Genomic DNA, 23,125 nt, shown 5'->3' on the forward strand with positions numbered 1-23,125 from the left:
CGCAACGCTGAACAAGGCGTAACCGGCGCGCGCGCCAGCGTCCAGCAGGGAGCACCAAGCGCTCCCTGCTCAGTGCCCCCGCTTAGAAAGGCAGCTTGAAGCCCGGGGGCAGCGGGAGGCCGGCGGTCATCTCGCCCATCGCGGCGTTGCCCGCGGCATCGGCCTTGCCGCGCGCATCGTTGAGCGCGGCGGCGACGAGATCCTCCAGCATCTGCTTTTCGGACAGGACCATCAGCGAATCATCGATCGCGACGCCGAGGATGCGGCCCTTGGCGGTGGCGCGGATCTTGACGAGACCGCCGCCGGCGGCACCCTCGACCTCGATCTTGTCGAGACCGGCCTGCGCATCGGCCATCTGCGCCTGGACCTTGCCCGCCATCTCCTGCGCGGCGGCCATCAGTTCGTTCAAGTCCTTCATCGCGACATACTCCTGGGATCATCGCCCCTGTCTTCGGGGGCGTAGCCGATCAGCTCGGCATCGGGAAAGGCGGCGAAAGCGGCGGCAACGACCGGCGTCGCGAGCAAGGCATCGCGCGCGGCACTTTCGTGCGCCTTGGCTTCATCGAGCAAACTGGGGCGGCCGATGCCGTCCTGCACCGAAATCGTCCAGCGCTCGCCGAGTTCGCCGATGCGCGGATTGAGGCAATCCTGCAGCTCCTTGCCGAAGCCGGGGCCGATGCCCTGGCCGGCGGCGATGACCATTTCGGGCGGCTGGAAGCGGATCATCCGCGCGCCTTCGAAACAGGACGCGAGGCGATGCGCCTTCTTCTCGATCAGATGATCGTAGAGCGCCTGCGGGCTTTGCGGCAGGCGCGGAAGGACGGGCTCGGCGAGCATAGGGCGCTGCTCTTCAGGCGCGGGTGCGGGCGCTGCCGGCGCCTCGGCGGACCCGAGCTCGCCCGCGCGGATGCGCCTGGCGAGATCCTGCGGGTCGGGGAGCTGGCTGGCATGGACGACGCGCAGCAGCGCCATTTCGGCGGCCTCGCGGGGCAGGACGGCGGTCTGCACCTCGGCATGGCCCTTCAGCAGCAATTGCCACAGGCGGTGCAAGGTCGCGAAGCCCATCCGGCTCGCCCAATCGCCGAACGCCTCGCGCTCCTCGGCCGACAATGCGAGATCGTCGGCCCCACCGACCTTGGCACGGGTGACGCCGTGGACGGTCTCGAGCAGGCCCTTGAGCAGAGCGGCGGGCTCGACACCCAGCGCGTGCTGGTGCGCGACCGAACCGAGCACCGCGGGCACGTCACCGGCGAGCAACTGCCCGAACAGGCGGCGGATCGCGCCGCGATCGGACAGGCCGAGCATGTCGCGGACCTGATCGGCGGTGACGCCGCCGTCGGCCGCGCCGTGCGCGATCGCCTGATCGAGGATCGACAGGCCATCGCGCGCCGAGCCTTCGGCGGCGCGCGCGATCAAGGCGAGCGCCTCCTCCTCGACCGTGACACCCTCGGCATCGACGACGCGCTGGAAGTGCGCGGCGAGCGACTCTGCGGGGATGCGGCGCAGATCGAAGCGCTGGCAGCGCGACAGCACCGTGACCGGCACCTTGTTCACCTCGGTCGTGGCGAACAGGAATTTCACATGCGCGGGCGGCTCCTCCAGCGTCTTCAGCAGCGCGTTGAACGCATTCTTGGTCAGCATGTGGACTTCGTCGACGATATAGACCTTATAGCGCGCCGAGACCGCCGAATAGCGCACCGCCTCGATGATCTCGCGCACGTCGTCGACGCCGGTATGGCTCGCGGCGTCCATCTCGACCACGTCGATATGGCGGCCTTCGGCGATGGCGACGCACGGCTCGCACACCCCGCACGGATCGATCGTCGGGCCGCCCGTCCCGTCCGGGCCGATGCAGTTCAGAGCCTTGGCGATGAGCCGCGCGGTCGAGGTCTTGCCGACGCCGCGCACCCCGGTGAGCAGGAAGGCGTGGGCGAGGCGATCGCGGCGGATCGCGTTGCCCAAAGTCTGGACCATCGCATCCTGACCGATCAGCTCGGTGAAGCGCTGCGGGCGATATTTGCGCGCGAGGACGCGATAGACGGGAGCGGATTCGGACATTGGCGCCAATCTAGGGTGTCGGCGAGCCCGCGTCACGGCCCGTGATCCGCATCCGGACATGGATCGCGTCGCCAAGCGCGATTGCCTCCGCCCGCCGGACCGCGATTCTGAGCGGCAGCAGATAGCCGCCCGCCTTCGGAAAGAGCGACGTGCGGAAGTCCGTGTCGCCGATGCAGGCTTCGACCGGCACGACGCCCCAGCCGTAGCTGGCCAGGCGCGCGGCATAGCTGACCTCGCCCTCATAGGCGGACGGGATTGCCACGAAATGGAAAGGCGATGGCCCGCGCCAGTGGATGACAGGCGCGGTGAAACCGATATCGAGCAGGATTTCGCGCATCGATCAGGCCCATCGGCTCGCCCGCGGCTTACCGGGATCAGCCACAGCGGCGCGTGAACGGGTGGGAGCCGGAACGACCCGATACGAAATCGTTGTGGCTGCTTCCTTCCGGATCTGACCAAGTTGGCGACGGCACCGTCCGCCCGACTCCCGCGCGGCGATATGGTCGACGCTTATCCCGCTGGCAAGGGTCTGGCGAAGCGCAGGATCAGGAAGCCCGCGATCGCGGACAGGAACGAGCCCGCGAGCACGCCGAGCTTCACCTCGTCCAGCATCGCGCCGTCCCCGAATGCCAGCCCACCGACGAACAGGCTCATCGTGAAGCCGATGCCCGCGAGCAGAGCGACGCCGTAGAGCTGGAGCCCGCTCGCGCCTTCGGGACGCGGCGCGAGGCGGAGTTTCAGGCAGGCGAAGGTGCCGAGGCCGATCCCCACCTGCTTGCCGAGGAACAGGCCCATCGCGACCGCGAGCGGCAGCGGCGCCGCCATCTTGGCGACGCTCAAGCCACTAAGCGAGAGCCCGGCATTGGCGAAACCGAACAGCGGCACGATCGCGAAGGCGACCCACGGGTGGAGCCGGTGCTCCAGCATGGGCAACGGCGCGCTGCCATGGCCGCCGCGGAGCGGTATCGTCAGCGCGGCGAGCACGCCCGCGACGGTCGCGTGGACGCCCGAGCGATAGACGGCGACCCACAGCAGAGCCGCCAGCAGGAGATAGGGCCAGAGCCGATCGATCCCGCGCCGGTTGAGCAGCAGCATCACGCCGAAGATCGCGGCGGCGGCGGCGAGCATCACGGGATCGACCGCGGCGGTATAGCCGAAGGCGATGATCAGGACGGCGCCGATATCGTCGACGATCGCGACGGTGGTGAGGAACAGCCGCAGCGATGGCGGAACGTGCCGACCGGCGAGCAGGAGGACGGCCTGGGCGAAGGCGATATCGGTCGCGGCCGGGATCGCCCAGCCGCGCGCCAGCGCCGGATCGGACAGCACGAAGCCGAGATAGACGAGTGCCGGCACGATCATGCCCGCCGCGGCGGCGATCACCGGCAGGACGCGCGCGCCGCCGGTGCTGAGCGCGCCTTCCAGCGCCTCGCGCTTCACCTCGAGCCCGACGAGCAGGAAGAAGAGCGCCATCAGGCCGTCGTTGATCCAGTGCGCGAGGCTGAGCGGACCAAGCTGCGCGTGCAGCGCGCTCTGGTAGGCGGTCACCAAGGGCGAATTGGCGACCAGCAACGCCAGTATGGCGGCCGCGATCAGCGCGATCCCGCCCGCCGCTTCGCCGCGCACGAAGGCGGGCAGCAATGTCTGTCGGCCGGCCATCGCTGCACCGCTATTCCCCGGACGCCTCCGCCGCAACCGCGCGATAGCCGTTGCTCCAGCGACGCAAGATCGACAGAAATGCGCGTCAGGGGGACATGGACGGGGCGATCCATCTCGATGCGGTGCGAGCGGGCGCCGGCTGGCTGCTTGCCGCAGTCACGCGCGAGATCACCTTATTCGCTTTGTTCGGGCTACTCGTGGGTGGGCTGGACGACCTGCTCGTCGATCTTCTGTGGCTCGCGCGGGGCGGCTGGCGCCGGCTGACCGTCTATCGCCGCCACGCGCGGATGACGATGGCGACGCTGCCGCCGGCCGAGGCACCCGGCGCCATTGCGATCTTCGTCGGCGCCTGGGCCGAAGGTGCGGTCATCGGCGCGATGGTGCGCACTGCGCTGACGAACATCCGCCACGAGGATTACCGCCTCTATGTCGGCACCTACCCGAACGATCCGGAGACGGAGCAGGCCGTCGATGCGATCGGCGACGCGCGCGTCCGCCGGGTCGGGGGGATCCTGCCGGGTCCGACGACCAAGGCGGAATGCCTGAACCGCGTATGGCAGGCGATGCTGGCCGACGAGGCGGCAGAGGGGCGTCGCTTCAAGACGATCATCCTCCATGATGCAGAGGACCTCATCCACCCGCTGGAGCTCACGCTCTACGACCGGATGATCGAGCGCTTCGATCTCGTCCAGATACCGGTGCTGCCGCTGATCGCGCGCGAAAGCCTGTGGGCGCGGATCATCTCGGCCACTTACGCCGACGAATTCTCCGAACCAAACTTCGCGTTAGCGTAGCAAACGGCGTGGGCCTCGGCGGGTGGCGCTGTTCCGCGTAGCGGCTATATGATCCTGAAGACGACAGGATCATTTGATGAGCTCGAAATTCTATCGGTTGCTGACGGCAGACGGCTCTTGGCAAAAAGTAATCGACGACTGGCAACGGCAATGCGAGGAGGTCGGCGAGTCAATAGATGAGTTTGCGCCGGAATCACGAGCGCTCCTCCATGGCTTTGCAGAGTCGTGTGAAAAAGACACTTGGGCCGCAGGACTCTTCGAGGACAGCCGGTGCGTGGCGATTGCTATGCTGAACCGCACGATGCTACCGAAAACGAGCGGCTATACCTTGCGTGTTCGCCATGTAATTGTCTCGCCACTCTTAGATTATGGCGCTTTATCCAAAGATGCTTACGCCGATACGCTTGTATCGTTTACGTGGGCGGTCGTTCAGATTTCCGAAACCACTTTGCCTGCAGAGCATGTGAAGTTTCATCTTCGCAGCCCCGGCGACATGGATTACTTCCGTGCGTTTGGGAACGCTCTTGACAGCAAGGGCGTATTTGCACGAGTGAGCATGCACGGCGCTTGGTTGGCTATCACCAAGAGCAATGGCGAAGGGCAACCTTCGGAGTCGATTGAGGAGGGTGCGGCATGAATGAGGGCACCGCCAGGATGTATCTGGCTATCCAAGAAGCAGTCCACGAAGCTGTGGAAATTGTCGGCATCGACGGCGTGCGCCGAATGTCGTGGTTCGCATCATCGGATCAAGCAGAGGCGCTCTCTGCAATGCGAGAGCTTGAAGCCGCGTAAGGTTGATCTGCTACGTTTGAGTAGCAGTGCTTGCATCGTAGCGCGGGGATCCGTCAGCCTATCTCGCGCAGCCCCGTAGCCAGCGAAAGCACTTCGTCAATCTGCCGGACGACCTCGATCTCAACGCCGCGCCGTTCTTCACTTGGGCGCACGATGATCCGAGCGATCATGGCACGCAAACGGGGTACGGCTTCGTCGGCGGCTTCTGGCATGGCGAGCGCCGTCTGCAGGTCTGCGATCTGACGGCGGTATTCTTCTTCTAATCGAGGATGGAGCGCCAAGACCGTCGGCAACGCCTCGAGGCTGGCCAGCTCGCGTCCCAAGGCTTCCTTCTCCGTCCGGGCGGTCGCCAGCGCATCGCGTATCTCTGGCAGCTCACGGAAGCCCGACGTGAAGGCTTCAATAAGGCGATCCAGACGGCGCTGCACCTCCGCCAGCTTCCGATCGAGCCGGGCTCGATCTTTCGCGAGACTGGCCGAGCGGCGCGCGAAATCCCGATGATACTCCCGCACATAGGCAGCCACGACGTCCGGCGCGAGCATGCCAGCCTGTAGATCCGCCAGCACTCTTTCCTGGTATAATCGCGAGTTAATCATGCGATTGTTAGTGCAGGTGCCACCGTTGCGATTGTTGCGGCAGCCCCAGTGATCGCCAGTGATCTTTGTCCAGCTGGTGCCGCAGACGGCACAGACGCCCAGCCCGGACAGCAGATGCTTCGGCCGGCGCTGCCGTTCCGGTCGTGTTCGGCGTCCCGCCTCCAGCCGGTCTTGCGCCGCCTGCCAAAGATCCTCGGGGACGATGCGGAGACGCGGAACCTCTTGCTCGACGATCTGGCTCGGATCGCCTGGCCGCATCATCTTACGCCGCGTCTGAGGGTTGGTGACGACCTTCGACCGGCCGTAGACGATCCTACCAATGTAGATCCGATTCCGAAGGATCCCGAAGCCAGTGCTCGGGCTACCGCTGATTGTCCCAGTCTGCCAGAATCCCTGCCGCGGTGGGGCGACACCTTCAGCGTTAAGGCGCTCGGCGATCGCGCGAGGGCTGCGACCGGCAACGAACTCCCGGAAGATACGGATGACGATCTCGGCTCGATCGGGCTCGATCTCTCGGAGCCCGGCGATTAGGTTGCCTTTTTCGTCCAGGCGGTTCGCGCGTCGATAGCCATAGGCCGGCCCTCCTGAAGATCGCCCCTGCGCGAGCGCTCCTCGCTGACCGCGCCGAACTCGCGCCCCCAGATCCGTCCGAAATTGCGAATCCATGAATCCTTTCAGGAGGCCGATCATCGGCGTGACCGTGCCGTCGAACAGCGTGAAGAGGCGCGCGCCAGCGAACTCGATACGCTCACGGATCGTGTGAGCGTCGGCGATGTGGCGGGCTACGCGATCAGTCGATTCCGCTAGAACCTGATCGATGCCGCCGGCTTCAACCAAGCGAAGCATAGCGTTCATGCCGGGTCGCTGATCCTCACCGATGCCTGCTGCACCGGACAAGGCGGCGTCTCGAAACTCGGCGATGATAGTCCAGCCCTCGCATTCCGCTCGCGCGCGGCAGGCCGCAATCTGGTCATCGACTGACCTAGGATTCTGATTATCGCTGCTGAAGCGGGCGTAGATTACGGTCCGCACGAGCGGGATCTCCCCTTTGTACAGCTGCGAAATCGCGACCGACTGCCGCCCTCGCGAGGGCTTTCACGAAATCGATCACGAGCGAGCTGGGCTGATCAACAGCACTGTCGAAGCGGGCGGATATCGTCACGGGAGCTCATTCTCCTGGACGGGCGGGGGCGAACAGCAAATGAGTCTAACGCGCACTTTGAACCTCATCGTCGGGGTGTGTGTTTTCATACACACATAACGCTTGATTGATCAAGGGGCGGGTGAAATAAGCGGGCGATGCAGACAAAGAAGAAACAAGACGCGGTCGACTTTCCGTACCGACACACTGAAGCGGTTCGGCTGCTCGCCGAGGGTCTGGAACGGGCCAAAGCAAGGGGCGTTTCGCTCCGCGCGGTCGCCAAAGAAATGCGTTACGCAGAGCCTGTGAGCATATCTCACATGGCAACCGGAAGGAGCGCGGTGCCAATCGACCGTGCTCATGAAATTGCATCTGTCTTGAAGCTGGATGCTGACCTGTTCATGGTGGCTGCGCTCGAGCAGCGCCTTCCTGAGTTCGATTGGGCTGCAATACGGTTGCTGATGACTGCCGAGAGGGAGCTCGCCGTATTTCGCGTCGTGACCGGCAGGGCGCTTTCGGACATGACCGATGAACAGCTCGCCATCATCTCCAATGTCGCGAATGCGGACGACCCGGAGCGTCGCTGGATTAAGCCTCTAGAAGTGCCTCTCGTCGAGGCAGTTAGAAAGGCTGATCCAAGCTCAAGCAGTCTCGGGCTGGACTCGAACACCTTGTCTGCGATCGCCGCGGTCGTGGCCGAAGCCCAACCTCGTCAGCCCGGCCTGTTCTAGCCCACCCGCAATAATGGGTGGGCGTGTCCGAGGGACTCGAGACGGAAAAAAGCCCGAAAATTGTTTCAACGTGCGTGACGAAAGCTTCAAAATGCTCCGGAAGATCTCAGCTCGGCGACGTCAAGATTTTAGCGGCCCTCGTCGAGCGATTCCGGCAATCGCTCGACAGAAACGAGAGCTGAAAACGCTTCTTGAGCGCGAGCGCCAGCTCATCGACAGCATGATGTCCGACGGACTGATACGAGCAGCATTCTTGCGCGGCCATGGCGAACCTATCGAGCCCTTTTCAGTATGGCACGATAATGACCATAGCTCAAACCACACGGAGCTTTCACCCTCATGGCTCCCGAAATGGGATCAGCTCTCTGAGGCTATCAAGATGTTTGCGGCCTTTGACACCGGCCAAGAGCTTCAATGCTGCTATTCGTTCACCGCTCACATCGCTCCGGATCTCATAACCCGATGGACGAGCGGGCGTCGAGACCTGATGGCCAATGTGCAGCAAGCTCTTCGACGGGCTTTGCATAAGCTGAACATTGCGGACAGCGAATTTTGCTACGTGGTAGAGACGCGTTCGCGCTCTGGTCGCTCAAAGACGAGGCCACACCTTCATGGGTTCGTGCTGGCAGACGATCCTCGTGATGCGTCCAGATTTCGGACCGCAATCGAGCTCGCTCTCAACCCGACATTGCTGAAGCACGGTCGCAAGCGAGAGATTGAAGTCAAGCGAGCCTATGATCCACGCGACGAGATTGGAGGGCGGGCGCGGTGGGTCAGCTACATTCTCAAGAATGTGCAGCGATACGACCCCGTCCTCGGCAAGCGCCGCGTGTTCATGTCGCAAGAGCTAACCAAGACGGCACGGGAGGCGTGGTCACTTCGTCGTTATCCCGCCTCAGAGCCATCGCCTGCGGGACCCGTAACGCAGGTGCGGAGCATGTCACAGAGTCTCGCGTTGCTGGTTGAATAACTAGAGGAGAAGCCGTGAGCGCCGAATGAGTTGAAGGTCGATCGTCAAGTAAGCTCGATCAGGAAGTCGGGCTCACTCGGCATAGGAGCGCTGCGGCGGTCACCAGCGCACGCCCGCCCTTTTAAGATGAACACCCACCGAAGCCGCCCTTAGCCTCGCCTGCGCGCATCCTGTCGCAATCCAGGGCATATCTCGACCATGTGCTGCGAAGCCACCCGCGTCCCATAAGTGAACAATGCAACGTCGCTTCGTCACAACGCGACGGAGTCATTGAATGCACATTTTCCAAGCCGAAACCGACACGGACATCCTCACCATCTTTGCCAAAACATACGACGATGCCGCCAACCTCTTTTGCGCGTGGCATCTGATCAACTATGGAGACGCGTTGGAGCGGTTTTCCATAGCCCGCTGGGCAAAGACCCGCATCGAGCGTTATGGCCTACCACTGCGCCGTGCGCTGGCTGCCGGACTCTCTGGCGTCGGCGTTCTGGAGGGGGACATCTGGCGCATCTACGGAGTCGATGAGGCTCCTATGGCCTTCGTCCTCGTTGGCTTCGCCACCGATGACAGTGACCACCAGGCTGCAATATTCGCCGAGAGTGTCGAACGCGCGGAAGAGATCTGGGATCACGTCCAGCACCAACTCCAACATATGCCTGCAGGCTGGCTGGGATCCGAGTGGTCGGAATGGCAGCTGCTAGGCCACGGTCGACACCAGCAAGCAGCCGAAAGCCTTCGGAGGGAGGGAGTCGGAATTTACTCGCCTGACACCGGCTGGGCAATCCTGCCGATCGACTATGCGGCATTCGATCTCGATCCGCCGGAAGATGATCCTCGGGAGCATAGCGCCCGGTCGGTGATCAGACAGGCATGATCGAAGTCGCCCATGGTCGATCGTATGACTCATCGACATTGTCACGTCCGTTGACAAAAGACAAATGAAAACTTCTCCCCGTCACGGGGACGGCTGTCTCACGAGTGCAAACTATAAGGATGCGATTTCGGGAAGGTTGCCTGACGCAACCTTCCTACCCGAACACACTCGTGATATAATCTTGCCGTGACACATACCGCTTCAACATCGCGCTTTTATACTCGATTGAGTTCCGAAGATCGATTGGCGATCATCGAAGACTTTGAATTAGGTACAGCGAACGGCCGAGAACTCGCGAGCTTATACCATGTGCACAAAAACACGGTCTACCGACTGCTGAAGGCTGCCGGCGCTAAGAAAGGTAGCCGCGCGCTCGAGGCGATAGCGCCACTGATCGCTGCTCTCGACGAGCGAGATCGACAGGCGGCGATCCAGCAGGCAGAGGACCTCCGGGCTAGGATCGCGCTGCACGACGCTCATATGGCGATCATGGAGCGGTTCATGGCGCGGCTCATCGAGGCAAACGCACGAGGCGCATTGGCGGAGCTGCGTTGGTGTTGAAGCCGCGCATTGACGTGGATCCGTCATAAGCGGCTGGAGCAATAATCGGAGCTTTCGGGGCGGTCGTCGCGGTCAAAGCTGCTACATCAAACCTACGGTCGCTCAAATGACGTGAGCCTCATCCGCGAGCGGGCGATCTCAGCGCCGGCACACCGGCTAATGCGCAGAAACCTCCCAATAGAATAACGCAACCCATTTACAACGCGTCAACAGTGCTGCCAATGCGCGTAGGGGCAAACGAGCATGGGGTGCGCAATGAGATTCGGCATATTGACGGCGATCGTGGCGATGACTGTCGGCGCCGGTTCGGCGCAGGCGGCGCCAATTCTCTATACGATCAGCGGTGGCTTCAGCGGCACGTTCAGTCTCGATTATGACACGCAGACGCTCTCTAGTCTGTCGCTCGATATCGGTGGGCGCTTGTTCGATGAGACCAACTCAAGCGCCTTGTTTCAGAACAGCGGATACACGATCGGCGGCAATATCGGTGGAGCGAGCACACTCATGGTGAATAATACGCCGAGCCCGCTCAATAATGACTTCATATTGTTTCTTCCGCAGAGCAGCTTTCAGAACCTTCAAGCGTCAATCGGCTACAGCACGAACGGCATGAACTATTATTCGGGGCGCGAGGTCACTATCAGGGCTGGATCTAGCGGCGCTGTCCCAGAGCCTGCGACGTGGGCGATGTTCATTGGCGGCTTTGGATTGGTCGGTGCAGGTATGCGCCGTCGTTTAAAATTTAACTTCAAATACGTCTGAGACATTGAGTTCGGCGAGCGCCGCTGATCGCGAGGTCGGCGGCGGAACCGTATGATAGCGAATAGGATATGGATTAGCACAGGCTACGTTCGGCAACCGGATCGTCGCAGCGATAGGCCCCATGCTGAACACGACGGCATGTTTCGGTATTCTCAAACTCCGGGGCTTGGATGCCCGCCACGCGCACCTTCTCTCCGCTGGCATACGAAAGCGGGCCATCGCCGTCGTGGACGCGCGTCGCTGCGCCGGATCAGCAGGGCCGTCGCCCGCCGATCTCCAGATTGTGCCCACGGCCGTGCCGGTCAAACGCTGGTTAAAGGAGGGGAGCAGCTCGCCGGAGCGAACATAGATCGTAACGAGGCGCTGGCGACTCAAGCCAAGTCGCTCACCGGGCTGGACAGCTAAGCGGCGGGCGCTTGTAAGCACCGAACGGCCTGCGTAGGACGAGGCGGGCGCACGGGCGCCCGTGGGGCACGCGGGGCAGACGTGGACGATCCGAGAGCGTCTATCCCCCTGCTGCGCAGCCTCGAAGGCCTGCGCCTGATCTCCAGCCTCGGGATCGTCTCGATTCACATGCTCCCTCATGTCGGGCTTATCCCGCCCGACGGGTTCGATCTGTTTGTCGATTTGTTCTTCGTCATCTCGGGCATCGTTATCGGTCAGCTCTATGTCGGCGCGATCGAGAACTGGAGCACGTACGGCACCTTCCTGCGCCGCCGGCTCGCACGCATCTATCCGCTTCATCTCGCCACCCTCCTTTTTTATATCGCGATCGGCTTCGGGGTGGCCCGCTATCACCTCACCGTCGATGATCCGTCGCGCTTCGACACCGGCCAGATCCTGCCGAACCTGCTGCTAGTGCAGGCATGGTTTCCAAACGGGCGGCTGTCGTACAACTTCGTCTCTTGGTCGATCAGTGCGGAGCTCTTCGCTTATCTCTGCTTTCCGTTGATCGCTGCGCTCGCCACCCGGCGCGCGGCCTGGGGGCTGGCGGCGCTGCTGCTGATGTTGGCCCTCAGTATTGCAATTGCCGAGGGGCTGCTCGGCAGGCCGCTCACCGCCCTCCGCTGGGACTGTTCGCTGCCGCGGGTGATCCCGAGCTTCGCGTTCGGGATCTTCATGAGTCGTTTCGGCGGCGACATTCTCCGATGGGCAGGTGGGGCAACCGTGCGAGCGGCCTTCACCGTGTTTGCGATCGGAACCGTCGCGGGCATGGCGCTGGGAGTCTCGAGCTACACGCTGTTGGCGCTGATCTGGGGGTTGGGGGCGAGCGCCTATCTATGTGATCTCGACGGCTGGCGGACGATCGCGGCGTGGCGGCCGATCAGCGACCGCGGTTACCTCACCTATTCGCTCTATATGCTGCACGTGCCAGTCTCGACCGTATTTTTATCGTTCGTTTTCCCACGTTTGCTTGGGGCATCGCCAGCCGCGCTCGCTGCCTCGATCGTGCTGGCAACGATCATTCTGTTCGCCGCAGCTGAGCTTTCCTTCCGTCTGTTTGAGCAACCGCTGCGAAAGCGGCTGCGCTAGAAGGGCTCGAACGCGTTGTGGCCGGCATGGTATCGGCGGCATACCTACAAGACGGGCTCCAGCCCGCACGAGCGGCGGAAGGCCATTAAGAAAGCTCACTGTGCCGCTACTCGCTCCAACAAAAGATGATGGGGCAGATACTGGCGCGCCTTTGAACATCGGCAAAATCCGCCAACCCAAGTTTCGGCCTGGGCAGAGGCTGAAGGGCTCGCTCAAATAGCATCAATGCTCGACCCCATGCGTGCGGCGCTCGGGGGTTTTCGCAGCCCGCGCCGGGCGACGCCCTCCTTCTCGGTGCAGTGCTTTACCGAGCACTGAAGACCGCCCTCCGTAGCTCACACCGCCAACCATAGCATCTGCGATCACCAAATTAGGCATCTGCCGAGGCGCTCCAAACCGCGCCGACAAAGCTTGCCGCAAAGTGGGGTTCCAAAAGAACCTTGCCCTGAAATGGTAAGCCAGTTCGGGGTGGTGTCCCGGCTGCCCCCAAAAAAAAGATCTTCGAAATCGGGCTCTGTCGCGCCGACGCGCGGGCCGCATGGCTGAGCTGCGTTGATGGTGAGGCATGGGGCCAGCACCCGACTACAGATCCATCCCGCCAGCCGTGTTAAGCAGCGCGGCGCAGCGTGTAGCGCTCTCGTTCGGCGGCGACATGCCCAAGCCTGACGAGAGCGGCGAGCGTGGCAGCTATTCGAGGCTCGACTTTGAGCCCCTGCGCGTAGCGCCGCGCGATCTCCGCGCTGGTCAGCACAGCACCGCTACGCAGGTCGGCAAGGACCGCGGCTGTCTGGCCGATTGCTTCCCGCGGGAAGGTGGGCTTCTTCGCCTTCGCCTCCGGCAGTAGCGCCTCGATCTGCGCGGGCTTGGCGGCGGTCGGCAGCGCGGTGAGGCCTGCCTTGGCGATCTGATAATCGGGGCGCAGCCAGCGGACCGTGCCGGCTTTTTCCTCGGCATGGCGCTCGGCGTTGAGCGCGACGAGGCGGGTGACGATCTCGGCATCGGACAGGTCACGCGGCCAACCATAGGCATCGGCGACCGCGGCATCGATGCGATCGTGCAGCTCGGAGAGGATGTCGATCCGGCCGCGGCGGCGCTGGTCCTGCTCGGCCGCGGTCAGCGGACCGTGCTGGAGCAGCTTTTCGCGCAGATTGTAGAGTCCAGTGAGCGTTAGGTCGGCGTGCTCGGTGAGCACGTCCTTCCGGGTCGCGTCGAGTTCCTCGGCGAGGTCGCCGATGACCGTGCGCTGACCCGGTGTGGCGTCGGGGAACGGAAATGGGTCAAAGCACTGGCTCTTCGTGTATCGTGGCCGATCCTCAAGAGTTCCACCCTGCGCCGATGTCCACGCAAGATCGAATTTTGACCCCAAACATCCAATATGGTACGCATCATCGCTGGCAATGCAGATCAACATGTTGTCGGCGAGAATGGTAGCGTTGAGAAACTGAAAGACGCGATGTCTAGCGGTTTCCACAGTTACGATATAGCGGGTCAGCCCTGCGAGTGCCGGCCGCAGTTCCGTCCGTGGCTTGCCGAAAATCCACCAGCTGCTCGCATACGCCTGGGCATCGGGGGTGGGAGACTTGATCGCTTGCTTGTCACGGTCGACTTTTACCGTGGTCAACAAGTGCTGATAAATCTCCGGGTAAGACCGCCGAACTTCGGCTTCGCTCAGGCCGAACAGATCGATGACCATTTGTTTACGCGAGCGGGCCATTAGATCGCGGCCGTTGCGATAATGGCGGATGTATTGCTTGAGGCCGTCGCGCCTTCCGAATCCAAGCATCTCAGCCTCTTTGGGGGACACAATAAAGCCAGAACCGTGAAGCTTCACGCCGGGCGAGCAAATCCAGTTGTTCGCCCGCAGAGCCTTAGTCTGCGTAACATCGGAGCCTACTGTCAGATCAGCGTGAATTTCGTCTGCCGCATCTCGCAGTTCGATACGCGGTGCATCGCTATTTAACCCGCTTTCATGTGTGACCTCGTATAACACGCCCTTCCGCGTCCCAGCCTCCGCAACCGTCATCGCGATCCGCACCGCGGCCGCATCCGCGGTAGCCTTAGTCCACGGGTGATCCGGGATCGCCATCACCAGACTGATCGGTTTTCTCGCATCCATCCGCGCCGCAATTACTCGTCGACTGAACTCCTGCGTGATTGAATTGGTCGTCACGAAACCGAAGCGCTTGAGCCGGGTACCCTTCTCAGTGAGCCGTTCGGCGGCGCGGTCCCACCAATACATCACGAAATCGGCCGACTTGTTGATCTTCGGGTTCGCCTTCCACAACGCGACGGCATAGGACTCGCCAAGCCGGCTGCGGACGTCCTTGCCGCCGATGAAGGGTGGGTTGCCAACGATGTAATCTGCCTGCGGCCATTCTGGGCGGCGCGGGTTGGGGAGTTCGATGCCGCTCCCGTCGGCGCGCGGGCGCTCGGGATCGTGCTTGAGCACCGCATCCATCGCGGTGATGTTGCTCAAGCGTTCGAGTACGGGATCCGCTATCTCGCCGCCGTTGCGCATCTGCCATTGCAGATAGCCGAGCCACAGCACTAGTTCGGCGATCGCGGCGGCGCGCGGATTGAGCTCGAGGCCGAGAAAGTTGCGCGGGTGGACGGTAGCGGTCTCCAGCGCGAGCGCTTCCTGCCCGCCGAGATCGGCAAGCACCTCGAGCACGTCGCCTTCGAGCCGCTTCATCAGTTCAAGCGCGACGTAGAGGAAGTTGCCGGTACCGCAGGCAGGATCGAGTACCTTGGTTTCGGCCAGCCTGACGTGGAAATCGTGGACCGCAAGGATCGCGGCCTGTGGGTTGGCGGTGCGCTCGCGCTCGACGGTCCCCAGGACTTTAGTTTCCCATTCCCGCTGCAGCGGCTCGATGATCGTCGCGATCACGAGTCGCTCGACATAAGCGCGCGGCGTGTAATGCGCACCGAGCCGCTTGCGTTCGACTTTGTCGAGCGCCTGCTCAAGCAATGTGCCGAAAATCGCAGGCTCTACCTCGGTCCAATTGTGCTTGGCGGCTTCGTAGAGCTCGCCAATCTCTTCCTTGTAGAGAGGGATTGCGGTGCGTTCGGCGAACAGGCCGCCGTTGAATTTGCGGACCTTCCTACGGAGAACGGTCGAAACCAAGCCCAAGTCCATGCTCTGCCACAGCTCCTCAAGCATTGGCGCGAAGCTCTCGGGATTGGCGCGAGCGTCGGAAAGCACGTCCGCGAAGCTTCCGGCCTCGAGCAACCCCGTGTCCTCGGCAAACATCGTGAAAAGGCAACGCATCAGGAAATGCGCCACGGGCTCCGGCTGGTAGCCGCGCTCCTCAAGGAGCTTGCTGACGCTGGCGAGCCTCTTGGCGATGTCGCGTGTGACCGCCGCGGAATGTTTGGCGGGATCAAGCGACTGCGGATCCAGCCAGATTGCGCGTAGCCGCTGGCGGATAACGGGATTGCGAAGGTCGTCGAGGTAGATGCGGAAGCCGGAGCGGTCGGGAAACTGGCGGTAGTTCTTTCCCTGCCCCGAGAAGTCGGCAAACACCTCGATAGCGTGGCCGACATCGACGACCAGGATGAACGGCGGCCAGCCGTGCTCGGTGGGCAGCGCACGGGCATATTGTTCGGCTTGCTCGCGGGCGTTACGCATTAGCACGTCCCAGCCGCGCTGTGCGCTGCGGCGGCCGCGCAACTGCGGCAAGATGAAGCCGGGGAGCGCGGTCTGCTCGGGCGGGAGCGTCACTTCTTTGGCGCCGCCGGGTTCGCGGCTCTGCTTGGCCTCGAGCACGAAGCTGCCACGTTTGTAGAGATCGATGCGGCCGTGGCCGGACTTGCCGGCTTCGTCGCGGAACGTGACCGCACGTTCGAAGACATAGTCGTTGCGGTGGTGGGTAGCCGCCGCAGGCTCGGGCTGCGGTAGATCGAGCAGTGTGCAAAGTTCGGTTAAAAACAGCGGGAAATTAGCGCGTTCGGCGCCGCCCTCGTTTGCACGCCAGCGCGCGATGAAGCGTTCGAGTACGGCGTCTTCCCCCATCGAGTGAACCTAGCCAGAGACTGCCGCCATGGGCAACTGCGAGCTCGCATATCAGTCAGAGGCACTCTCCCATTTTGTACTGACGCCAATAGCGGTCCCATCGCACTGCAGCCCGACCGGCGATCACAGCGCACGATAGAGATCGCCCATTCGGTAGTGTGCACGTGCCTACGTCGTCCGCCAGAACGATCGCGGTATCGGCATCGACATCATGAGCTGGGATGTGCTCGGCGGCATGGCGAGGTGGCCTATGACTAACGTCCGGCAGCTGGGCCTCCCGCAATGGCGCCGTCTCGCCGAGAGACCGGAGAACCGCTGCCTGATCCCGCTGACCGAGTTCTGCGAATGGACGCCCGCCGCATACGACCTCGCTGACGGCAAAAAGCCGGTGAAGGTCGAGATGTGGTTCAGGTGACGGACCAGCCGCTGTTCGCAGAGGCGGGGTTCTGGCAGCCGGTGAAGGATGGCCTAGGCTTCCCGATAATCACCTGTGACTCGAACGACTCGTTGCTCCGATCCATCCCAAGGCTATGATCACGATCCTCGAGCGCGAGGATCACGAGCGATGGCTGACCGGCTCGTATGACGATGTTATCGCGCTCCAGCAGCCCTTTCCCGCCGATCGCATGACGGTGCGCGGACCGGAGTTCCGACGCGAGCGGGAGCGACCTTAGCTTCAACGATGCTATGAGGTACGGCTTCCATGGCAATGATCGAGTTTAAAGATCATGAGCGCCGAGCGCCGGTTCCGAGGCGGCGCGATCGACCTATGACAGCAACTGTGTCTCGGGACTAGCTCGAGCGCAGGCATGCTCCAAGCGATCGTGAGGTGCCGCCCAACACATGATAATGGGTGCCCGATCCTTAGCCGAAGCAGTTGAAGCTACTGGCGATCTCGCCAAGACACGTCGGCCCGCAAGCCAACACTTCGCGGACGACCCTTCATCCAATCCAGCAGCACGACAAATCTCGGCTGGGTTCATACAAAAATATTAGCCGCCCGCGAAAGCTGAACTGAAATGCTCGGTTTGGGAACCACGCCGTCCACCCCGGCCCCTGTAATTCAACGAGATTCGTGTCGCCACAATGGACAGGTTCGGCAGTGGTCGGCTTCACGCGAGACCCGGCGGTCACCGTCCGAACCGCCGAAGGTGCCGCCGGCGTGCCTTCCTGCAGCTGCTCGTGGTAGCCGGTCGATAGCTTGCAGCCGGCACTGCGGGCCGTCGAAATCGCCGTCATTTCCATTCCAGGTGCGGACGAGGCTTTGATCAGATTTGGCAAGACGGCGACAGGCAACAAGGTAACCTGAGGTGTCAGCGCCTCGCTGGTCCCATTCCGCGGTGCGGTCAGATAATAACGTGCATAGAGCTTCACGGGAAGCTCGTGACTCTCACACTCGACAAGATATTCAAACTTCCGAGGTAGACTTACAGTTAGCGGTTGGCCGGGAGTAATATGTCCGCTCGGGCGACCATCAATCTTGAGATCACATGCAAACTGATCCGCCACGAACGTCACCGGATCTACGTTAGCTGGCCGTTGGCTAATCCCTGCACCTGCAGCGGAAAGCATAATCATCATGGCGAGGAGCAAGTTAAGCAGGAGTCGCATGCGGATCTCCCTCGCTAGAATCGGGACTTTCTTTCAGCGAATCTTTGATATTGTCGGCGGCACGGGTGAGGGGGCCAGCCAGTGTTGCGGCCACCGCTCCAGCGGCGATCTGAACATATGGGCCGTAAGAAGTAGGCAGCAAGCTGACAAATGCTTTGAAAGTTGAGGCGATGCCTACCGCCGCGGCAAGCCACGCAACCAGAAGGAGTGGAGTCGCGCCCACGCCATTCCCGAGCCCCGCGGCGATCAGGATTCGGCCGACACCCGATGCGTATGCCAACAGTATGACGCCGCCGGCCAATGCAACACCTGTAAGGGACAGCCACTCAGACGAAGGAATTTGATGGTCTGACGTTTCCCATTTCGAGACCGCTGCCGTCACAGCCCCAGCAATAGCAACACGCGTCTCCAGCCAAGCTTCTGGGCGATCGTACCGGTCGACCTGGAGGTACAAGGTCATCGATGGAAGGCCGCCATGCCCAATGCCGGAGACCAACGCGTTTTCAACAAGCTCCTTATAAAACGCAGCCTTGCTGAGGCCGCCTGCGCCGGTCGCAACTGCTGGAAAGACAATGGCGTTGGTCACATGCCGGCCGTCTGCGAGTTGACGGAAGAGGCTCTCGAGGCTCGAAGCTAACGCGGTGCGTACACAGTCTTGATAGCCATTCTCCGAGAGGGAGATCCCAAATTTCACCCAGCATGGCTGGTTTTCCGAACCGGGGTTGGAATCAACGATCACGGACAAGCGAGCAAGATTGGAGACGCCGAAACGGCTACCATAAATCCCCCTGCAAGGGGCAATCGAAGCCTCTCCAAGAGCCTGAGTCGTGTCGGGTTCGTGCGCGATCGCACAGCCCGCCGAATGGGCTTCCGCCAAGCGTCCCATCGTGGACATGCGTTCGTCTACGGAACTGACGAGGAGCAAATCCTTGCCCCGTTTTGTCCAGACATCGTGCGGCTCGATCGAGCGATCGTAAAATTGCGCTTCGGCTGCAACCAAGGTCACCGCTTTACCGTCGATCGTTAAGAACTTGGCTAAAACTGCCTGCGACCCGCTACCGACGCGGCCACTTTTATCCACCATCGCCTCAAGTGCTTTGTCGAGCGCGAGCCGTGGCGACTCGGCCAGCTGGCTATAGGGAATTACTGTCGCCCAATGTGGCGGATACTCAATCGACAAGCGCCAGAGGCCATACCAACCGATTGCGAAGAGAAGCATGGCACTTAGGAACGCAACCAGACGTCGCCGCGCATCGCTTTGTGCCTTCGGCATTGTCGTTGTCTCCCAACAACTGACACTTTACTCTAGCTTATAAGATGACCGGCGAATGATAGAGAAGCAACCCATTTCTCGCGTCGATGCCGTGAAACTTAACGAGTTTTCTTGACCGGTGAGCATTGCGATCAACGTTGAGTAACCGGTTCCATGGACGACCCGAACCGAGGAAGAAGGCGCCCACTGCAACCCTGCCTTGCTCACAGGCTTTTTAGTTGACCGCCTTCGTATGCTTTCCAGGTGCGATCCCCGCGCCGATCAGGTCCAGAAAGCGGGGCTCACCGGCATCGCCCGCAGCGCGATCCGCCTTCGCCATATCCTTCAGCATGGCGCCGAACGCTTCGCTCTGGAGCCGAACATCGCGAGGCGTTTGCAGGTTGATGTCGCTGGCGATCATGCCCGCCGCAATCAGCATCAGCGCACTCAGCGTAACCCCGATGTCGATCGACCCCTGGGCATTTACGGCAGACGGTTTTGCCCCGGCGACAGCTACGGCGATGGCGCGCGCAACGGCCTCCAACTCTTCGTTGAAGCCCGGCTTGGCGTTCAGTTCTTCGATCTTCGATCTTCGACATGGCCAGACTCCAGCTTGCAAGGCACGCACAAAAGGCTCGCTGCGGCCCGGCGAACAGATCGCCGTCGGCATCGCATCCGATCAAGCACTCGTTCGTTTTCAGCAAGTTAGGAGAGGTCCAGTGAAGCCAAACAAGTCGCACGATACGCCCAGTGATGTCGACGCGGAGGCGGGCCAGGTGCTCGTTGAAGGACCAGATGGTATCATGATCTCATTCACCCCCGAGGCCGCGGTGGAGACCGGGCATCGGCTGCAGGGTAGCGCGAGCAAGGCGCCGGACCAGGCAGACGGGAAGCGGCCGCCGTTCGATGCGCAGTCTCTGCTGCCGAGGCGTTAGGCATTCTACCGAGGCCGCAACGTGATGGCGACAAGTGGTGGTGAGACGTGCTGGTGGCCAAGCTATTCAGTCAAAAGATTGTCTCGAAGTGGGGTACCAAACGTGCTTGCCCAAACCGGTAAGCCACTTTGAAATTGTGCTCGATAGGAACCTCAAGCGCAGGCCGCATGAGATCGGCAAGCCGGTCCGCCGAGACTGATCTCATCCGAGCATTCGTCGCCTCGTTGAAGTATACCTTTCCGAGGCAAAACGTTGAGATGCTTGCCATGCGGCCGGGTCGTCTCTTTAGGGTTGAAAGTCCATTTCCGAGACGTATGGTGACATCATCTAGAACCGAACGAGACGAGGGCGCTGATGTTGGTGGGTTATGCGAGGGTTAGTTCCAGCGGACAGTCCCTCGACGTTCAGGAGGAGGCACTGCAGGAGGCTGGATGTGAGAAGGTTTTCGCTGAGAAGCGGAGTGGTTCCAGCGTTACCGGACGCTCTGCGCTCGCAGATGCGCTCGATTTTGTGCGTGAAGGGGATGTGCTGATGGTCACGCGTCTCGATCGCCTCGCGCGATCAGCCGTTGACCTGCATTCGATCGTCGCTCGCCTCAGCGCGAAGAAGGTCGAGTTTCGTTGCCTGCAGCAAGGAGGCATGGATACGGCCAGCAGCACGGGCAAGCTGCTACTGGGAATGCTCGCCTCCATTGCTGAGTTCGAGACCGACATCCGTCGAGAGCGTCAGCGCGAGGGCATCGACCGCGCAAAGGCTAATGGCGTCTATCGGGGGCGCAAACCCAGCATCGACGCCGCGCTCATACGATCGCTGCGCGATCAGGGCATCGGTGCGACCGAGATCGCGAAGCAGATCGGTGTCGGGCGCGCGAGCGTGTATCGAGTTCTGTCCACAGCGACGCCCTGACCCACAAAGAGAGAAGTCCTAAGCCGGGCGCAAGTCCTCCATCCGGGTCGAGCCTGTCTGGCGGAGTCAATTCGGCTTTGCCCATCCACAGGCCCCGTGGCTTCGGCCGCTCTTCACGTACACACGGCTGGCCGTGGATTGCCCGACCTGGAACCCGAATAGGTACTACGCTAACGCACCATTCAAGGAATCGCACCAGAAGAATCTGGGCCTGCGCGAGGCGATCGGGGCGGCAGTGCCCTCGGCCGGGGTCGGCTGCGCAGTGTCGCGCGCGATGATGGCGCGAATCGCCGACGAGCGGGGCGGACTGCCCTTCGCGGCCGACTGCCTGACCGAGGATTATGAGCTGGGGCTGCGCGTCCGCGCGCTGGGCGGGCGCGGCGCGTTCGTCGCGATCCCCAGCGCTCCGGGCGAAGCCCCCGTGGCGGTGCGCGCGCATTTCCCCGAGACGTTCGAGGAGGCGGTCCGCCAGAAGACGCGCTGGATCATCGGCATCGCGCTCGCCGGCTGGGACCGGCTGCGCTGGGACGGCGGCGTCACCGAGCGCTGGATGCGCCTGCGCGATCGGCGCGCGCCGATCGCCGCGCTCGTGCTGGCGGCGGCCTATGTCACGCCCGCCTTGATCCTGCTCGGCTGGGCGACCGGCGCGGAGCCGGACTGGCCGCCGGGCGTGGCGACCGCCTTCCGGATCACGACCGGCCTGCTCGCGTGGCGGCTGCTGATCCGGGGGCTGCTCGTCGCGCGCGCTTATGGCTGGCGCGAGGGCCTGTTCGCGGTACCGCGGGTATTTATCGGCAACATGATCGAGATGGTCGCCGCGAGACGCGCGGTCTGGCGCTACACACCCGGCGAGACCCCTATCTGGGACAAGACCCGGCACCGCTTCCCGGACAGCGCGCGGTGCGATTGAAGGGGCGCCAGGCGCGCTTCCTCGCGAGCGTGCTCGGCGCGTGGATCGCGGCGCGCGCGATGCTGCTGTTGCCGATGGGTGCGGATGGGGGACGGCTCTCGCGACCAGGAGCGCCCCCGGTCAGACAGGTTTCCGAGATTGCGGAACGGATCCCGACGCAGGCGGGGGGCCGGTTTCCGGGTGATACGGCGCCAACGATTCGGCTGGACCAGGGCGAGCGTGCATTCGTCCGGCCTGTGGCGACGCATCGCACGCTGCCGGCCCTCTTGCGCCTGACCGACGCCAGCCCGATGCCGGCCGAAGCGCTCGCGCAGCCATCGGCGCAGGCCAGCTCGCCGCCCCTCGTCGATAGCCCTTTCCCCCCTGCACCCGCTCCAGCCTCGTCCCCGCGCCGGATCGAGGCGCAAGCCTATCTTTTCGTCCGCCCCGGCAGCGGACAGGCGCTGGCGTCGGGAAGCGCGCTCGGCGGGAGCCAGGCGGCGGCGCGGATCGCGGTGCCGATCGATCCGGCCGGACGCATCGCAGCGGCGGCGCGATTCTATGCGCCGCTCAACGGCAAAGGGGCGGAAGCGGCGCTGGGGATCGACTGGCGGCCGGCGCCCGGCGTGCCGCTGCGCGTCTCGATCGAGCGGCGGCAGAGGCTGGATCCGGCGGGGCGGCGGGCATGGTCGGGTTATGCCGCCGGGGGATTCTATCGCGCGCTGCCGGGCGCGCTGCGCTTCGATGGGTATGCGCAGGCGGGCGTGGTCGGGGTGCATGCGCGCGATCTGTTCGCCGACGGCGCGCTCCGGATCGAACGCGCGATGCGGCTCGGCCAAGGCGAAGCGGGGATCGGCGCAGGGCTGTGGAGCGCGGCGCAGCCGGGCGCGAGCCGGATCGACGCGGGGCCGCGCGCGGCGATGCGCCTGCCGGTGGCCGATCACACGCTGAGCCTCGCGATCGAGGGACGCTTCCGCGTCGCGGGCGACGCGCGGCCGGGATCGGGCGTGGCCGTTACGCTCGCCGCCGACCTTTGAGCGGGAGCG

At 62.8% G+C, this 23,125-nt stretch carries 21 protein-coding genes, 1 other RNA gene and 2 pseudogenes; 14 read left to right on the forward strand and 10 right to left on the reverse strand.

Annotated elements, in window-relative coordinates; translation table 11 throughout:
• Positions 1-82 precede the first annotated feature (82 nt).
• The 5 genes from Q4F19_RS16215 to nhaA all read right to left on the reverse strand — a co-directional run bounded on the left by Q4F19_RS16215 (position 83) and on the right by nhaA (position 3,717).
• The gene (locus tag Q4F19_RS16215; RefSeq protein WP_303544647.1) at positions 83-418 is read right to left on the reverse strand and encodes a YbaB/EbfC family nucleoid-associated protein; all 336 of its coding nucleotides are present in this window, start codon (positions 416-418) and stop codon (positions 83-85) included.
• On the reverse strand, positions 415-2,058 hold the full coding sequence (locus Q4F19_RS16220; protein WP_303544650.1) for a DNA polymerase III subunit gamma/tau: 1,644 nt from the start codon (positions 2,056-2,058) through the stop codon (positions 415-417). Before Q4F19_RS16220 ends, Q4F19_RS16215 begins: the two co-directional genes overlap by 4 nt.
• 10 nt (positions 2,059-2,068) lie before the next feature.
• Entirely contained in the window at positions 2,069-2,395 is a 327-nt protein-coding gene (locus tag Q4F19_RS16225; RefSeq protein ID WP_303544652.1) for a DUF1905 domain-containing protein, read from the reverse strand.
• A gap of 57 nt (positions 2,396-2,452) precedes the next feature.
• An RNA gene (gene ffs / locus Q4F19_RS16230) (signal recognition particle sRNA small type) lies at positions 2,453-2,550 on the reverse strand.
• Positions 2,551-2,568: 18 nt separating this feature from the next.
• The gene (gene nhaA, locus Q4F19_RS16235; RefSeq protein ID WP_303544654.1) at positions 2,569-3,717 is read right to left on the reverse strand and encodes a Na+/H+ antiporter NhaA; all 1,149 of its coding nucleotides are present in this window, start codon (positions 3,715-3,717) and stop codon (positions 2,569-2,571) included.
• Between the two features lie 95 nt (positions 3,718-3,812).
• Here nhaA and Q4F19_RS16240 point away from each other — a divergent pair, with 95 nt between their 5' ends.
• The 3 genes from Q4F19_RS16240 (at position 3,813) to Q4F19_RS16250 (ending at position 5,303) form a co-directional block, all read left to right on the forward strand.
• A complete protein-coding gene (locus tag Q4F19_RS16240; protein WP_303544657.1) occupies positions 3,813-4,511 on the forward strand; it encodes a glycosyltransferase in 699 nt (232 codons plus the stop codon).
• A 76-nt stretch (positions 4,512-4,587) separates the two neighbouring features.
• Positions 4,588-5,148 carry a hypothetical protein gene (locus Q4F19_RS16245; RefSeq protein ID WP_303544659.1) on the forward strand — a complete coding sequence of 187 codons (561 nt, stop codon included), beginning with the start codon at positions 4,588-4,590 and terminating at the stop codon, positions 5,146-5,148.
• Complete coding sequence (locus tag Q4F19_RS16250) at positions 5,145-5,303, forward strand: hypothetical protein (protein WP_303544661.1); 159 nt, start codon at positions 5,145-5,147, stop codon at positions 5,301-5,303. Before Q4F19_RS16245 ends, Q4F19_RS16250 begins: the two co-directional genes overlap by 4 nt.
• Before the next feature lie 53 nt (positions 5,304-5,356).
• Here Q4F19_RS16250 and Q4F19_RS16255 read toward each other — a convergent pair whose 3' ends face one another.
• Positions 5,357-6,931, reverse strand: coding sequence for a recombinase family protein (locus tag Q4F19_RS16255; protein ID WP_303544664.1), 1,575 nt, complete (start codon positions 6,929-6,931; stop codon positions 5,357-5,359).
• A gap of 267 nt (positions 6,932-7,198) precedes the next feature.
• Here Q4F19_RS16255 and Q4F19_RS16260 point away from each other — a divergent pair, with 267 nt between their 5' ends.
• From Q4F19_RS16260 to Q4F19_RS16285, 6 genes and pseudogenes are all read left to right on the forward strand, one after another.
• Positions 7,199-7,771 carry a hypothetical protein gene (locus Q4F19_RS16260; protein WP_303544667.1) on the forward strand — a complete coding sequence of 191 codons (573 nt, stop codon included), beginning with the start codon at positions 7,199-7,201 and terminating at the stop codon, positions 7,769-7,771.
• A gap of 70 nt (positions 7,772-7,841) precedes the next feature.
• Complete coding sequence (locus Q4F19_RS16265; RefSeq protein WP_303544669.1) at positions 7,842-8,741, forward strand: hypothetical protein; 900 nt, start codon at positions 7,842-7,844, stop codon at positions 8,739-8,741.
• Positions 8,742-9,015: 274 nt separating this feature from the next.
• The gene (locus Q4F19_RS16270) at positions 9,016-9,618 is read left to right on the forward strand and encodes a hypothetical protein (RefSeq protein ID WP_303544670.1); all 603 of its coding nucleotides are present in this window, start codon (positions 9,016-9,018) and stop codon (positions 9,616-9,618) included.
• Between the two features lie 186 nt (positions 9,619-9,804).
• Positions 9,805-10,179 carry a hypothetical protein gene (locus tag Q4F19_RS16275; protein WP_303544674.1) on the forward strand — a complete coding sequence of 125 codons (375 nt, stop codon included), beginning with the start codon at positions 9,805-9,807 and terminating at the stop codon, positions 10,177-10,179.
• A 651-nt stretch (positions 10,180-10,830) separates the two neighbouring features.
• Positions 10,831-10,941, forward strand: a pseudogene (locus Q4F19_RS21490) (PEPxxWA-CTERM sorting domain-containing protein); the annotation flags it as partial.
• A 486-nt stretch (positions 10,942-11,427) separates the two neighbouring features.
• On the forward strand, positions 11,428-12,474 hold the full coding sequence (locus Q4F19_RS16285; protein WP_303544679.1) for an acyltransferase family protein: 1,047 nt from the start codon (positions 11,428-11,430) through the stop codon (positions 12,472-12,474).
• A gap of 607 nt (positions 12,475-13,081) precedes the next feature.
• Here the strand turns inward: Q4F19_RS16285 and Q4F19_RS16290 are convergent.
• The gene (locus Q4F19_RS16290; protein ID WP_303544681.1) at positions 13,082-16,486 is read right to left on the reverse strand and encodes a class I SAM-dependent DNA methyltransferase; all 3,405 of its coding nucleotides are present in this window, start codon (positions 16,484-16,486) and stop codon (positions 13,082-13,084) included.
• Positions 16,487-16,646: 160 nt separating this feature from the next.
• Here Q4F19_RS16290 and Q4F19_RS16295 point away from each other — a divergent pair.
• Positions 16,647-17,160: pseudogene (locus Q4F19_RS16295) on the forward strand (SOS response-associated peptidase family protein); the annotation flags it as partial.
• 268 nt (positions 17,161-17,428) lie between these two features.
• On the opposite strand, the gene Q4F19_RS16300 reads toward Q4F19_RS16295, so the two are convergent.
• The 3 genes from Q4F19_RS16300 to Q4F19_RS16310 form a co-directional block, all read right to left on the reverse strand.
• Complete coding sequence (locus Q4F19_RS16300) at positions 17,429-18,097, reverse strand: hypothetical protein (RefSeq protein ID WP_303544686.1); 669 nt, start codon at positions 18,095-18,097, stop codon at positions 17,429-17,431.
• Positions 18,081-19,316 (reverse strand): hypothetical protein, encoded by a 1,236-nt coding sequence (locus tag Q4F19_RS16305; protein ID WP_303544691.1) that lies wholly within the window; start codon positions 19,314-19,316, stop codon positions 18,081-18,083. Before Q4F19_RS16305 ends, Q4F19_RS16300 begins: the two co-directional genes overlap by 17 nt.
• A 268-nt stretch (positions 19,317-19,584) precedes the next feature.
• Complete coding sequence (locus Q4F19_RS16310; protein ID WP_303544693.1) at positions 19,585-20,019, reverse strand: hypothetical protein; 435 nt, start codon at positions 20,017-20,019, stop codon at positions 19,585-19,587.
• A gap of 49 nt (positions 20,020-20,068) precedes the next feature.
• Between Q4F19_RS16310 and Q4F19_RS16315 the strand changes: the two genes are divergently transcribed.
• The 4 genes from Q4F19_RS16315 to Q4F19_RS16330 all read left to right on the forward strand — a co-directional run bounded on the left by Q4F19_RS16315 (position 20,069) and on the right by Q4F19_RS16330 (position 23,116).
• Entirely contained in the window at positions 20,069-20,284 is a 216-nt protein-coding gene (locus tag Q4F19_RS16315) for a hypothetical protein (protein ID WP_303544695.1), read from the forward strand.
• Positions 20,285-20,638: 354 nt separating this feature from the next.
• Positions 20,639-21,190, forward strand: coding sequence for a recombinase family protein (locus tag Q4F19_RS16320; protein WP_303544697.1), 552 nt, complete (start codon positions 20,639-20,641; stop codon positions 21,188-21,190).
• A gap of 133 nt (positions 21,191-21,323) precedes the next feature.
• A complete protein-coding gene (locus tag Q4F19_RS16325) occupies positions 21,324-22,100 on the forward strand; it encodes a glycosyltransferase family 2 protein (RefSeq protein ID WP_303544700.1) in 777 nt (258 codons plus the stop codon).
• Positions 22,091-23,116: a hypothetical protein gene (locus Q4F19_RS16330; protein WP_303544703.1), complete on the forward strand. Its 1,026-nt coding sequence runs from the start codon at positions 22,091-22,093 to the stop codon at positions 23,114-23,116. The genes Q4F19_RS16325 and Q4F19_RS16330 overlap by 10 nt, the downstream gene beginning before the upstream one ends.
• Positions 23,117-23,125 lie beyond the last annotated feature (9 nt).

The sequence above is a fragment of the Sphingomonas natans genome, assembly GCF_030546695.1.
GTDB lineage: Bacteria > Pseudomonadota > Alphaproteobacteria > Sphingomonadales > Sphingomonadaceae > Sphingomonas_I > Sphingomonas_I natans.